Below are 13,090 nucleotides of genomic sequence, written 5' to 3'. Positions count from 1 at the left end.
CCGGCTACAGCCGAAAGCCGGGACGTGTCACGCCCGCGCCTTGCGTTTCTTGGCAGTTTTCCGCTTCTTTGTGGTCTTCCGCGCCTTCGCCGCTTTCTTCGGCACCTTCCGACCCTTCGCCCGCGCTTCGGAAAGGCCGATCGCAATCGCCTGCTTCCGGCTGGTCACCTTCTTCTTGGAGCGGCCGCTGCGCAGCGTCCCGGCCTTGCGTTTCTTCATCGCACGCCGAACGTCGCTCGATGCTTTCCTCGAATATATTCTTGCCATGGCTTTGCTCCCGGTCAGGAAGCGTAATCCTCTCCGGAAGCGAAAGTTCCGCCTTTCAGCTAATCCGCTGCGCGCAGCCGATAACCGATACCGGTCTCGGTCAAGACGAATTGCGGACGCTCCGGATCGGCCTCGATCTTCTGGCGCAATTGCCGCACATAGACGCGCAAATACTGTGCGTCGGTGAGTTCGTCCCACAACTCCTTGAGCAGGAAGCGGTGCGTCAGCACCTTACCGGCATGCTGCACCAGCACGCGCAGCAGGTCATACTCCTTCGGCGAAAGTTTTATCTCTTTCTCGCCGACCTTGACGATCCGGCGCACCAGATCGACCGAGAGGTCGCCGGAGCGGAACACCGGCCGCTCGCCCTGCACCTGCAACTGATGACGAAGCGCGGCGCGCATCCGCGCCAGCAGCTCGTCCATGCCGAACGGCTTCGTCAGATAGTCGTCGGCGCCGAGATCGAGCGCCTCGACCTTGCCGGCCTCGTCGCCGCGGCTCGACAGCACCACAACAGGCACATTCTCGTTGCGGCCGCGGATCATCCGCAGGAGGTCGTGGCCCTGGATGTCGGGCAGCCCGAGGTCGAGGATGATCAGCGCCGGCTCCTCGGCCAGCATCTCCAGTGCATTTTTTCCGTTGGAGGCTTCGAGGATGTCGTAGCCCTGCGTGCTCAGCCCCATCCGCAGCAATTTGCGGATCGGTGGCTCGTCGTCGATGACCAGGACCTTGATCGAATTGGCATTCATGCAGCGGTGTCCAGCGCGTTGGTGTCGGCCGTAACAGGCAGGCGGATGGTGATGACGGCGCCGCTGCGGTCGGTACGGTTCGCCGCCGCGATCGTGCCATGCATCGCCTCGACGAAGCCGCGGGAGATCGCAAGCCCGAGGCCGGTGCCGGGACGGACATGGTCGCGCTTCTCGACCCGATAGAACTTATCGAACACGCTTTCGAGCTCGTCCACCGGAATGCCGCTGCCCTCGTCCATGATCTGCAGCGCGATGGTCTCGCGATCGCGCGCGCCGCGGATCGAGATCGTGGTGTCCGATGGCGCATATTTGGCGGCGTTGTCGAGCAGGTTGAACAGCACCTGCTCGAACAGCACGGCATCAAGCTCCAGCATCGGCAGGTCGGCCGCCAGCTCCAGCGACACCTTGTGATGGACCAGGATCTTGCCGGCGCGGCGCAGCGCGCTGCCGACGATCTCGCCGACATCATGCCGCGCGGTGTTCGGCACGATGGCGCCGGACTCAAGCTTGGTCATGTCGAGCAGATTGGCGATGAAGCGGTTGAGCCGCTCGGACTCGTCGATCACCGTCGCCAGCAGGTCATGCTTCTGCGCATCCGTCAGGTTCGATCCGAGGTCGCGTAAGGTCGAGGCCGAGCCGAGCACGGAGGCAAGCGGCGTCTTGAGGTCGTGCGAGATCGAGGTCAGCAGCGCGCCGCGCAGGCGATCGGACTCGACCGTGCGCTTGACGCGGTCCATGTCCTCGACCAGCAGCACGCGCTCGATCGCAAGCGCGCCCTGGTCGACCAGTGCATCGAGCAGCCGGCGCTGGTCGGGCGTGAACAGCGGCCCCGTCTTGTCGCTATCGATGCCGATGGCTCCGATCAATCCGCGGCCGGTGCGCATCGGCAGGAACAGCCGCTTGGCGCCCGGCAGCGTATCGGCGCCGCGGCCGGCGGGGCGATCGTTGGCCCAGGCCCAGTTTGCCGCGGCGAGATCCGCCTGGTCGAGTTGGTCCTCCGGCGGGTAACCGGCCATCACCGTCAACACGCCATTCTGCGGCAACAACAACACCACCCTGACCTTGAGCATCAGTGCGATCTGGTAGGCGGTCGCCCACAGCACGTCATCGAGGGTCGCGGTGCCCGCGAGCTTGCGGCTGAAGGCATAGAGCGATTCGGTGGTGCGCACCCGGCCGATCGCGGTATCGGCCTGAATACGCACCCGCGCCGCGACATTGGAGACAAGCAGCGCGATCAGCATGAAGAAGAAGAACGCCGCGATGTTGGTCGGGTCGGTGATGGTGAAGGTGTAGACCGGCGGCAGGAAGAAGAAATTGTAGGCCAGCGAGGCCGCGACGCTGGCGAGCAGCGACGGCCACAGGCCGTAGCGTACCGCCACGACAACGACGGCGGTAAGGAACACGAGATCGACGTTCTCAACACCGAACCTGGGTTGAATCAACGCCGCTGCGCCGAGCCCTATCGCCGTGATCAGAAGTGACATCAGATAGGGCCACAGATTGAACGGCTCGGACCGTGCCGCGGTCTGCACCTGCGTCTTGGCAACAGACTGCTCGTCGCCGGCGATGACGTTGACGCTGATATTGCCGGCGCGCCGCACCAGATCGTGTACGACCGATCCGCGCGTCATCTCGAACCAGCGCGAACGCGTCGACTTGCCGATGATGATCTGGGTGACGTTGTTGGCGTGGGCGAAGCTGATGATGTCGTCGGCAATGCGGCCGCCGACGCCCGGAATGGTCAGCGCCTCGCCGCCGAGCGATTCAGCCAGCCGCATGATGTCGGCGAGCCGGTCGCGCTCCTCGTCTGTCAGTTGCAGGCTGCGGCGGGTCTCGATGCTGATGGCGGTCCACGGCGCATGCAGCCGGTCGGCGAGGCGCTTGGTGTAGCGCACGAGGCCGGCGGCGCGCGGGTCTTCGCTGAGACAAACCAGGATGCGCTCGCCGGCGGCCCAGGGGCCGGCAATCGCATTGGCCTGCATGTGGGTGAGCAGTTGCTCGTCGACCCGCTCGGCGGTGCGGCGCAACGCCAGCTCGCGCAGCGCGGTCAGATTGCCCGGCGAGAAATAATGCTCCAGCGCCCGCTCGGCCTGCTTGGGCACATAGACCTTGCCCTCCTTCAGCCGCTGAATCAGGTCGTCGGGCGTGAGGTCGATCAGCTCGATGGCGTCGGCGCGGTCGAACACCGAATCCGGCACGGTCTCGCGCACCCGCACATGGGTGATCTGCGCGACGACGTCGTTGAGGCTCTCGATGTGCTGGATGTTGACCGCGGTGTAGACGTCGATGCCGCGCGACAGCAATTCCTCGACGTCGAGATAGCGCTTGGGATGCCGGCTGCCCGGCGCGTTGGTGTGGGCGAGCTCGTCGACGAGGGCGAGCTGCGGGCGCCGCACAATCAAGGCATCGAGGTCCATCTCCTCGAGCATCTGGTCGCGATAGTTCAGCCGCTTGCGCGGAACCACTTCGAGACCCTTCAGCAGCGATTCGGTCTCGGCCCGCCCGTGAGTCTCGACGACGCCGACCACGACATCGACGCCTGCCTTGAGGCGGGCGTGGGCGCTTTGCAGCATCTCGTAGGTCTTGCCGACGCCGGGAGCGGCGCCGATGAAGATCTTCAGCCGCCCGGAGCGATCGGTCTCCCGACGCGCCGCCTCGAGCAGCGCATCCGGCGAGGGTCGTTTTTCAAGATCGCGGTACTGACTGGCCATACGCCAATATAGTCATCCCGTCAGATGGAGCCTACACCCCTATTTCGCAGCCGTCCCGTCCAGCGCCAGATTGAGCGCAAGAACGTTAACGCGAGGCTCGCCCAGCACGCCGGCAATGCGGGTCTGCGTGTTCTGCGTCACCAACTGGCGAATGCGGTCTTCCGGGATATTCCGCGCCTTGGCGACCCGCGGTACCTGGAACAGCGCCGCCTCCGGCGAGATGTCGGGATCGAGCCCGCTGCCCGAGGTGGTGACGAGATCGACCGGCACCGCAGCGGACGGGTTCTCGGCCTTCAATTTCTCGACATCCTCCTTGACCCGGTCATTCAGCGCCTTGCTGGTTGGACCGAGGTTGGAGCCACCGGAATTGGCCGCGTTGTACGGCGCCGGCACCGTCTTGCTCGAATCGATCGGGTCGGGCGCGACCGTCGCCGACGGCCGGCCGTGGAAATACTTGTCCTCCTTGAACTCCTGCCCGATCAGGGCGGAGCCGATCACCTTGCCATCCTTCTCGATCAGGCTGCCTTGGGCCTGCTTCGGGAAGATGACGCCGGCGATCCCGGTGATGGCGAGCGGATAGGCCAAGCCCGTGATCGCGGTCAGCGCGACCAGGACGATGATGGCGGGACGGATTTCTCTGAGCATTGTAAGTCTCCGAAGTTTATCCCGTCATTGCGAGCGCAGCGAAGCAATCCATAGTTCGACAGCATGGATCGATGGATTGCTTCGTCGCCTCGCTCCTCGCAATGACGGTTCTTGTTAAGCCAGACCCAAGGCGGCGACCACGAGGTCGATCGCCTTGATGCCGATGAAGGGGATGATGATGCCGCCGAGGCCATAGATCATCAGGTTACGGCGGAGTAGCGCACCGGCCCCGACCGCGCGATACTTGACGCCCTTCAGCGCTAAGGGAATCAGCGCGATGATGATCAGCGCGTTGAAGATGATCGCCGACAGGATCGCGCTCTGCGGGCTTGCCAGGTGCATGATGTTCAGCACCGTAAGCTGCGGATAGAACGCGAGGAACATCGCCGGGATGATCGCGAAGTATTTCGCGACGTCGTTGGCGATCGAGAACGTGGTCAGCGCGCCGCGGGTCATCAAGAGTTGCTTGCCGATCTCGACCACCTCGATCAGCTTGGTCGGGTTGGAATCGAGGTCGACCATGTTGCCGGCCTCGCGGGCCGCCTGGGTGCCGGTGTTCATGGCGACACCGACGTCGGCCTGGGCGAGCGCCGGCGCGTCGTTGGTACCGTCGCCGCACATCGCAACCAGCTTGCCCTTGGACTGCTCGTCGCGGATCAGCTTGAGCTTGTCCTCAGGGGTGGCCTGCGCCAGGAAGTCGTCGACACCGGCCTCCGCCGCGATCGCCGCCGCGGTCATCGGGTTGTCGCCGGTGATCATCACGGTACGGATGCCCATGCGGCGCAGCTCGGCAAAGCGCTCGCGGATGCCGCCCTTGACGATATCCTTGAGATGGATCACGCCAAGCAACCGGCCATCCTTGGCAACCGCCAGCGGCGTGCCGCCGGCCTTGGCGATCTCGTCGGCAATCGCCTGCAGCTCGCGCGCGGCATCCGTGTTGACGTTCGCCTGGATGGCGCGAACCGCGCTGCCAGTGACCACCGTCGAAGCGGTCCCGCCGTTGATATAGTTCAGGATCGCGTCGACCGCCCCCTTGCGGACCGACGAAGTTCCGGCATCGATGCCGCTCATGCGCGTCTGCGCCGTGAACGGAACGAAGGTCGCAGCGAGCTCGTGCATGTCGCGACCGCGGATGCCGTATTTCTCCTTGGCCAGCACCACGATCGAACGGCCCTCCGGCGTCTCGTCGGCGAGCGAAGCAAGCTGCGCTGCGTCCGCCAGCTCCTGCTCGCTGACGCCGCGGATCGGGCGGAACGCGGTCGCCTGGCGGTTACCGAGCGTGATGGTGCCGGTCTTGTCGAGCAACAGCGTATCGACGTCGCCGGCGGCTTCCACCGCGCGGCCGGACATCGCCAGCACGTTGAAACGCACCAGGCGATCCATGCCGGCGATGCCGATCGCCGACAGCAGCGCGCCAATCGTGGTCGGGATCAGCGTCACGAACAGCGCAACCAAGATCACGACCGAGATCGAGCCGCCGGCATAGGCCGCATAGCTCGGAATCGTCACGGTCGCGAACACGAAGATAATGGTCAGTCCCGCGAGCAGGATGTTCAGCGCGATCTCGTTTGGTGTCTTCTGCCGCTCGGCGCCTTCCACCAGCCGGATCATGCGGTCGATGAAGGTCGAGCCCTGCGCCGCGGTGATGCGGACGCGGATCCAGTCCGACAGCACCTGCGTACCGCCGGTGACCGCCGAGCGGTCGCCGCCGGATTCGCGGATCACAGGCGCCGATTCACCTGTGATGGCCGCCTCGTTGACGGAAGCGACGCCCTCGATCACTTCGCCGTCGGACGGGATGTTGTCGCCCGCTTCCACCAGCACGATGTCGCCGACCTTCAGCGAGGTGCCCGGTACCAGGCGATAGCTCCGGTCCGTGCCGGTCAACAGCTTGGCCTGGCTCTCGGTGCGGGTCTTGCGCAGCGATTCCGCCTGTGCCTTGCCGCGGCCTTCGGCAACGGCCTCAGCGAAATTGGCAAACAGCACAGTGAACCAGAGCCAGAGGATGATCTGGAACGTGAATGCAAGGCTTGCACCCCCGGTCACGAGGTCGCGCATAAAGATCACGGTGGTCAACGCGGCGACGATCTCGACCACGAACATGACCGGGTTTTTCACCATCAGCCGGGGATCGAGCTTGACGAAGGCCGACCAGGTCGCCGGCACCAGGATCCTCGGGTCGAACATGGTCGACGCCGTCGCCTGCTTCTGCAGTTTCATAGTTTCCATGGATGTCACTCCAGTCAATTCGATCAGAACAGGGTATTGGCGTTGCCAGCGAGGTGCTCGACGATCGGCCCGAGCGCGAGCGCGGGGAAGAAGGTCAGCCCGCCGATGATCAGGATGACGCCGACGACAAGGCCGACAAACAGCCCACCCGTCGTCGGGAGCGTACCGGCAGACGGGGGATGGGTCTTCTTCTCCGCCAGCGACCCTGCGATCGCCATCGCCGGCACGATCATAAAGAAGCGGCCGACGAACATCGAGACGGCGAGCGTCAGGTTGTAGAAGAAGGTGTTGCCGGTCAGGCCCGCAAAGGCCGAGCCATTGTTTCCGGTCGAGGACGTATAGGCATACAGCACCTCGGTGAAGCCGTGCGGGCCGGCATTGGCCATCGACGCCACTGCCGAGGGCAGCACCACGGCGACCGCGGTCCAGCCGAGATACATCAGCGGCAGCACCAGGATCGCGAGCATCGCCATCTTGACCTCGCGCGCCTCGATCTTCTTGCCGACATATTCCGGGGTGCGGCCGACCATCAGGCCGGCGACGAAGATCGCGAGGATGACGAACAGCAGCATGCCGTAAAGGCCGGCGCCGACGCCGCCGACGATGATCTCGCCGAGCTGCATGTTGATCAGCGGGATCATGCCGCCGAGCGCGGTGAAGCTGTCGTGCATGGCATTGACCGCGCCGCAGGAGGCGGCGGTGGTGACGACGGCGAACAGCGAGGATGCAACGATGCCGAAGCGGACCTCCTTGCCCTCCATGTTGCCGCCGCTCAGGCCGAGCGCCTGCAACGCAGTGGTGCCGCTGGCTTCAGCCCAGTACGTAATGGCGACGCCCGAGATGAATAGGACGCCCATCACGGCAAGGATCGCCCAGCCCTGACGCTGATTGCCGACCATGCGGCCGAACACGTTGGTGAGCGCGGCGCCGAGCACGAAGATCGAGATCATCTGCACGAAGTTCGACAGCGCGGTCGGGTTCTCGAAAGGATGCGCGGCGTTGGCGTTGAAGAAGCCGCCACCGTTGGTGCCAAGCATCTTGATCGCGATCTGCGAAGCAACCGGCCCGATCGCGATGGTCTGCTTGGCCCCTTCGAGCGTGGTTGCCTCGACATAGTCGCCGAGCGTCTGCGGCATGCCCTGCGAGACGAGGAACAGCGCATAGACCACGCAAATCGGCAGCAGCACGTAGAGCGTGCAGCGCGTCACGTCGACCCAGAAATTGCCGATGGTGCGCATCGATGCGCGAGAGAAGCCGCGGATCAGCGCCACCGCGAGCGCGATGCCGGTCGCCGCCGAGAGGAAGTTCTGGTGGGTCAGGCCGAGCATCTGGACCAGATAGGACAGCGTGCTTTCGCCGCCGTAGTTCTGCCAGTTGGTGTTGGTGATGAAGGAGATCGCGGTGTTGAAGGAGAGATCCTCGGCGACCGCGGATTGGCCGGCCGGGTTGAACGGCAGCAGCGCCTGCAGCCGCATCAGGCCGTAGATGATGAAGAAGCCGCCGACGTGGAACAGCAGCATGGCGACCGTATAGGTCAGCCAATGCTGCTCGCGCCGCTCGTCGACGCCGCCGATCCAGTAGATGCCACGCTCGAGCGGGCGCAGCACGGGCGACAGGAAGGTGCGTTCACCGTTGAAGACACGGGTCATGTACCAGCCGAGCGGTTTGACCAGCGCAACCACGACCGCGCAGTAAAGAAGAATTTGAATCCAGCCGATGACGGTCATCGCGTCAAACCTTTCGAATGGGTGCGGAACGCAGGAGCAGCGCCAACGTGCCGAGCAGCAGGCCATTCAGCACCGCGTCCGCGACGAGGATCTTGCAAAGCGCGAGCATCGCGAGGCCTAGAAGCGTTCAGGCCGCAGCAATGCGTAGGTGAGATAGAACAGCAGGCCGAGCGAGACGAGGCCGGCAAGCGAGTAATCGAAGATCATCGCCGCCTCCCCTAGAGCCGTTCGCAGGCGTAGGCGTAGCCGATGCCCGCCGCGAACAGCCCGGCCGCAAGCGCCGCCATGACAATGTCCATCATGAGAAACTCCTATGCGTCGTCGGCCGCTGGCAACCGCATAAGCGACCCCGCGCCGGATCGCCGTGAGGTGCCACTCGGGGCATAGGTTTTCGAGATGTAGCGAATAAGGACGTTATAGGAATCGTATAAAGGCCTGCGCAGACCGGGAGATCGTAGGGTGGGCAAAGGAGCGCTAGCGACGTGCCCACCATCAAGCGCCGTGCAAGAGATGGTGGGCACGCTATCGCTTTGCCCACCCTACTGATCTACTGATCACGGTTCCACCTTTATGGAATCCCTATATCTCCGCCCCTCGCCCCATCTCGTTTTCAAATGGCGGTCCGGCCATTTTGGGCGGGCGGCCAATGTGTTGGGCCGCGGTCGATACGAGATGACGCCATGTCACTGCTGTCAGAAAATCCCCCCGCCCCGCTCGGCGACCGGCTACGCGATGCCGATACGGTGACGGCCGAATTCATGGCCGACATTGTCAGCCAGAGCTGCCGGCGCTTCCCGTCGATGGGACAGCGCGGCAAGACCGCCCATATCGAGCGACTGATCCAGTCGGGCGCCTGGACCGATGCCGCGCTGGCGCTGATCGATCTGGAGCTGCCGCAGTGGCAGGTCCGCCGCCTCGTCTATGACGAGGGCGAGTGGCACTGCGCGCTGTCGCGCGAGCGTGAGCTACCCGACTGGCTCGACCAGTCGATCGAGACCCACCACAAAGACCTCGCGCTGGCGATCCTCAGTGCCTTCGTCGAGGCCCAGCAGATCAGCGCACCGGAGACGCGGACCAGCGTCCCGGGGGTCCGCCGCGTTGCCGGCTCACTCTGCGAGCCTGTCTGCGTTGACAATTTCGGCTGACGCGGCACTGCCGTGAAAGCAAGCGATCTTCCACAACAGTTGCAGTCGGCACAGGTCCTTATCCGATTTGGATTCCGGATCGCGATCATGGTCGGCTTCGCCGCGTTCGCCAGCGTCGGTTTCGGCAGGGGCCTGGTCGCGCTGTTGTGGATGTCCGCGCTGCTCTGCGGCGTGATCGGCGCCGTCAAGCGTGAACCGCCGTTCGCCGCTGTCCTGAATCACTGGGACGAGATGACCGCCTATGTCGCGCTGTGCGCGCTCACATCCGGCATCGTCCAGCACTTCTAAGATCCGCCCCGCACTCCTATGCCTCTCCTATGACGTTGGCCGTCGCACGCGCTCGATTTCATATCCGGCGATCGCGACATTGAACGCGTGACTTTGACAAGAAGGACTGACCAACGTGAAACTCGTCGAACCTCCCTCGTGCAGCGCGGCCTCTTCCATCATCTTCATCGGCCGCAACCGGCGCGGCCAATGGGTCGCCCAGGAGCAGAACGGCCTCTATGGCGGCCTGTTCGTCAACCGCGCCCAGGCCATCAAATACGCGCTCTTCGAGAACGGCCAACACCCCGAAATGATCGTCGAGCTGTCCCGCGAGATCGAGCTCGACATGCGGCGCGCGACTCGTGCCGCCGCCCCCTCACGGACGCCTGGCACACGACGCCTGGCCTGAGCGACCGGCCCCCCACACGGCAAACGCGAGAAGGCATCGCACATGGGAGCCCAGGATCCGGACGTGCAGGATTCGGCCGAATGGCACCACAGGATGCTGCGCGCCTGGCAGTTGGCCCTCCTGCGCTTCGCCGTGACCCGGGACAACGCCGATCGACTGAACGTGATGGCGATTGCCAGCGAGATCGACCGCGGCGGCAGGCACGACGAACAGCGACACTTCAGCTTTTTCCGCAAGACCAGCACCGATCTCTGCGCTGCGATCCTCGGACGAAGCGCCCCCAACGATGGCAAGCTCCGCCAGTTCCTGGCTGATATCGACGATGCGCGTCTGAAACGCGCCCTTGTCAGCGCACTGGACGTCGATTCCGCAGCCACCGCCGGGATACGCAAGCCGCGCGATGGGTTATGGCGAGGCCTTGCATCGCGCGGCGATGTCAGGCCCGGCAATTTCTGACGTGGGCTTCGGGACATGAACGACATCAAAAGCGAATGGCTCTCGGGCTACATCCCGGACCTTCCGACACCTTTCACCGAGCGGGGCGGAATCGACGAAACAGCGTTCGGCCGGCTGTGCCAGCGCCAGATCACGGCCGGCGCCACGGCGCTCCTGGTCGGCGAGACAGCGGGCGAAAGCGCCACGCTCTCACCTGACGAGCATGAGCGGCTGGTCCGCATCGCCGTCGACGTCGCCGCCGGGCGCGTGCGGATCGTCGCCGGCGCCGGATCGAACGGGACCGCGAAAGCGATCGCGCTCGCGCAGGCCGCGGAAGCGGCCGGTGCGGACGCCGTGATGTCGGTCGTGCCCTACTACAACAAGCCGATGCCAGCGGGCATCGCGGCACATTTCCGCGCCGTCGCCGCCGCCACCGCCCTGCCCGTGATCCTGCACGACATCCCGTCGCGCACGGTGCGCGGCCTGCCGGACGACACGCTCGTGGAGCTCGCGGCGTCGGCGCAATTCGTCGGCCTGCGCGACGGCAGCGGCGACATCGGCCGCCTGATCCGCTTGCGATCACACCTGCCGGCCGGCTTTCGCCTGCTGTCGGGCGACGACACGACATCGCTCGCTTACCTTGCCGCCGGCGGCCATGGCTGCGTCTCCGCCGTGTCGAACGTCGCGCCTGACCTGTGCGCGGCGGTTCATGCGAGCTTCCTTGAGGGGCGGTTGCAGCCGGCGCGTGACCAGCACCAGCGGCTGGTGCCGCTCGCAACCCTGCTCGAGCAGGATCATCCCGCCGCGTTGAAATTTGCCTTGTCGCTGCTGGGCTTCATGCACCCGGCGACGCGCCTGCCGATCGTGCAACTGGACGCATCGGCGAAGGCCGACGTCGCGCACGCCGTTGGCGGCCTCGCCGATGAGTATTTGGCCGCCGCACAATGAGGGCGAGGCCGAATTGTATCGGCCTTGGGGCTTGGCCACCTCCCCCGCTTGCTTGCGGGAGAGGTGAAGCCTCATCATCCGGACTTAGTGCTGTTGATGCTTGGCTCGCCACGCCGGCCCGGGACCGCGCATATAGTGCGCCTCGGGCCGATAAGCCCTGACCGGCTCGTTGCCGAGCCGGCCGAGCCATTTGAGCAGCGCAGCGGTGGCTGACCGCAGCAGGACGGAGATGCCGGCCGATGAATGCAGCCGCATCTCAGCAGTCCCATTTCTCGCCGAGCACCACCGGCTGGCGCGGATATCGCGATGCGTCCTCACCGAGGAGGCCGCTGTGGACATTCATCCGCGCAAAATCCTCGTGGCCGCGATGCAGCAGCAGCTCGTTGCGGAGGCGGTGGATCTTCGCCTCGGCAATCGCGCGGTGGACCATCCGGAACGCGGCGCCAATCCGCTTGATCGCCCGCCTCAGCGTGAAACGCCCGACGCGGGCCGTGCCGCGCAGCCGGACTTCGTGTGAATAGAGCAAGCTCATGTCCCGTCTTCCTGTTGGCGGCGCGCGCTCGCGTGCCGCGTCATCCAGAAAGATGCAGGGAAGGAGGTAGGAATTCGAGATAGCCGGGGCCCGTGCCGTATAGAAGCGGCATAAAGGCCGACCGGCTCGAGAGTCAGGGCGGGCCGACTCCGGCGCGCAGGCGCCTTACGCGCCTTTCGGCGTGAAGATCGCCATGGCCCCGATTGCCGCCTTGCCTTCGTCGCGCAGCACGTGAAGCTGCCCGCGCAATGTCCTGACTTCGCCGTTGCAGAGACCCGGTATGTCGAAGAACGCACCTTCGCCGTTCACGGCGGCCATTTTCATTGCGTGGCCAAACCCCTTCCAATGCAGGTCGCGAAATTCCTGGGGTATGACGAGATCGAGTTTCCTGCCGACGGCATTCGCTGCGTCGTGGCCGAACAGGGACACCGCGCCCGCGCTCCAGAGCTGAATGACGCCGTCGGCATTGGCGATAATGATTGCGTGCTGATCCATTCCGAACACCCGCAAGGCTTGTCGCATTTCCGGGTGGCGATAGCTGTTCCGCAGCGAACGCGCAAATAAACCCGGTGTGCCCTGACGCGATTGTGATGGTATCGGAATGTCGCCGCCCGAGGCAGCCAAAGCGACCTCCCCTCCGCGGAATGACTTGGGCAGCTTCTCAGGGCGACCCGTGCTTGGCTATCTATCCAGCCCGACGGCCTTTGAAATACCCGGCATTCGTCGTGTTTTGCTTGATGTTGGCCGTGTCGCCTTGCTCGGCAAGGTTGCTCACTTTCTTCGTCGATGACGTGTCCTGTTTGACTTCCACTCCTCCACCCGTTCCCTTGGGGCTTCGGTTGGCGGGCGGAATCGGGGGCATCTTGTGATGACGCGACATGGCTGCGCCTCCATCGCTGACTCAGAGCCTACTCACCGCTTTGACTTGGACTGTTGGTCGTCCCCGTCTCCATCAAAGCGAACAGGATAGCCTTAGCGCCTTCCCGATGTCAGGCGCCTCAATGTTTTTTGCAGCAATGCGACAGA

Annotated in this window: 16 protein-coding genes; 5 read left to right on the top strand and 11 right to left on the bottom strand. The window is 64.6% G+C overall.

What is annotated here, in order from left to right; translation table 11 throughout:
- Positions 1 to 27 precede the first annotated feature (27 nt).
- The 7 genes from ACFFWD_RS25080 to ACFFWD_RS25050 all read right to left on the bottom strand — a co-directional run bounded on the left by ACFFWD_RS25080 (position 28) and on the right by ACFFWD_RS25050 (position 8,535).
- Positions 28 to 267, bottom strand: a complete 240-nt coding sequence (locus ACFFWD_RS25080; protein ID WP_376969607.1) for a DUF6496 domain-containing protein — start codon at positions 265 to 267, stop codon at positions 28 to 30.
- Positions 268 to 326: 59 nt separating this feature from the next.
- Positions 327 to 1,016, bottom strand: coding sequence for a response regulator (locus tag ACFFWD_RS25075; RefSeq protein ID WP_376969605.1), 690 nt, complete (start codon positions 1,014 to 1,016; stop codon positions 327 to 329).
- Positions 1,013 to 3,727 (bottom strand): DUF4118 domain-containing protein, encoded by a 2,715-nt coding sequence (locus ACFFWD_RS25070; protein WP_376969603.1) that lies wholly within the window; start codon positions 3,725 to 3,727, stop codon positions 1,013 to 1,015. Before ACFFWD_RS25070 ends, ACFFWD_RS25075 begins: the two co-directional genes overlap by 4 nt.
- A gap of 39 nt (positions 3,728 to 3,766) precedes the next feature.
- Positions 3,767 to 4,372, bottom strand: coding sequence for a K(+)-transporting ATPase subunit C (locus ACFFWD_RS25065; RefSeq protein WP_376969601.1), 606 nt, complete (start codon positions 4,370 to 4,372; stop codon positions 3,767 to 3,769).
- Positions 4,373 to 4,486: 114 nt separating this feature from the next.
- The gene (kdpB, locus tag ACFFWD_RS25060) at positions 4,487 to 6,601 is read right to left on the bottom strand and encodes a potassium-transporting ATPase subunit KdpB (RefSeq protein WP_376969599.1); all 2,115 of its coding nucleotides are present in this window, start codon (positions 6,599 to 6,601) and stop codon (positions 4,487 to 4,489) included.
- Positions 6,602 to 6,624: 23 nt separating this feature from the next.
- The gene (gene kdpA / locus ACFFWD_RS25055; protein ID WP_376969597.1) at positions 6,625 to 8,328 is read right to left on the bottom strand and encodes a potassium-transporting ATPase subunit KdpA; all 1,704 of its coding nucleotides are present in this window, start codon (positions 8,326 to 8,328) and stop codon (positions 6,625 to 6,627) included.
- A gap of 117 nt (positions 8,329 to 8,445) precedes the next feature.
- Entirely contained in the window at positions 8,446 to 8,535 is a 90-nt protein-coding gene (locus ACFFWD_RS25050) for a K(+)-transporting ATPase subunit F (protein WP_016846764.1), read from the bottom strand.
- 473 nt (positions 8,536 to 9,008) lie between these two features.
- Here ACFFWD_RS25050 and ACFFWD_RS25045 point away from each other — a divergent pair, with 473 nt between their 5' ends.
- The 5 genes from ACFFWD_RS25045 (at position 9,009) to dapA (ending at position 11,532) form a co-directional block, all read left to right on the top strand.
- Positions 9,009 to 9,473, top strand: a complete 465-nt coding sequence (locus tag ACFFWD_RS25045; protein ID WP_376969593.1) for a hypothetical protein — start codon at positions 9,009 to 9,011, stop codon at positions 9,471 to 9,473.
- Between the two features lie 87 nt (positions 9,474 to 9,560).
- Positions 9,561 to 9,761 carry a hypothetical protein gene (locus ACFFWD_RS25040; RefSeq protein ID WP_376969591.1) on the top strand — a complete coding sequence of 67 codons (201 nt, stop codon included), beginning with the start codon at positions 9,561 to 9,563 and terminating at the stop codon, positions 9,759 to 9,761.
- A 115-nt stretch (positions 9,762 to 9,876) separates the two neighbouring features.
- On the top strand, positions 9,877 to 10,149 hold the full coding sequence (locus ACFFWD_RS25035; RefSeq protein ID WP_376969589.1) for an HAD family hydrolase: 273 nt from the start codon (positions 9,877 to 9,879) through the stop codon (positions 10,147 to 10,149).
- Between the two features lie 42 nt (positions 10,150 to 10,191).
- Positions 10,192 to 10,605 (top strand): hypothetical protein, encoded by a 414-nt coding sequence (locus ACFFWD_RS25030; RefSeq protein ID WP_376969587.1) that lies wholly within the window; start codon positions 10,192 to 10,194, stop codon positions 10,603 to 10,605.
- A gap of 15 nt (positions 10,606 to 10,620) precedes the next feature.
- On the top strand, positions 10,621 to 11,532 hold the full coding sequence (gene dapA / locus ACFFWD_RS25025; protein WP_376969585.1) for a 4-hydroxy-tetrahydrodipicolinate synthase: 912 nt from the start codon (positions 10,621 to 10,623) through the stop codon (positions 11,530 to 11,532).
- Between the two features lie 84 nt (positions 11,533 to 11,616).
- On the opposite strand, the gene ACFFWD_RS25020 is transcribed toward dapA, so the two are convergent.
- The 4 genes from ACFFWD_RS25020 to ACFFWD_RS25005 all read right to left on the bottom strand — a co-directional run bounded on the left by ACFFWD_RS25020 (position 11,617) and on the right by ACFFWD_RS25005 (position 12,944).
- Positions 11,617 to 11,787 carry a hypothetical protein gene (locus ACFFWD_RS25020; protein WP_376969583.1) on the bottom strand — a complete coding sequence of 57 codons (171 nt, stop codon included), beginning with the start codon at positions 11,785 to 11,787 and terminating at the stop codon, positions 11,617 to 11,619.
- Between the two features lies 1 nt (position 11,788).
- Positions 11,789 to 12,064, bottom strand: coding sequence for a hypothetical protein (locus ACFFWD_RS25015; protein WP_376969581.1), 276 nt, complete (start codon positions 12,062 to 12,064; stop codon positions 11,789 to 11,791).
- A 165-nt stretch (positions 12,065 to 12,229) separates the two neighbouring features.
- Positions 12,230 to 12,688 (bottom strand): PAS domain-containing protein, encoded by a 459-nt coding sequence (locus ACFFWD_RS25010; protein WP_376969579.1) that lies wholly within the window; start codon positions 12,686 to 12,688, stop codon positions 12,230 to 12,232.
- Between the two features lie 61 nt (positions 12,689 to 12,749).
- The gene (locus ACFFWD_RS25005; protein ID WP_376969577.1) at positions 12,750 to 12,944 is read right to left on the bottom strand and encodes a hypothetical protein; all 195 of its coding nucleotides are present in this window, start codon (positions 12,942 to 12,944) and stop codon (positions 12,750 to 12,752) included.
- Positions 12,945 to 13,090 lie beyond the last annotated feature (146 nt).

It is taken from the genome of Bradyrhizobium erythrophlei, from assembly GCF_042430365.1.
Taxonomy (GTDB): domain Bacteria; phylum Pseudomonadota; class Alphaproteobacteria; order Rhizobiales; family Xanthobacteraceae; genus Bradyrhizobium; species Bradyrhizobium erythrophlei.
This window is presented reverse-complemented; position numbering and strand designations above follow the sequence as displayed.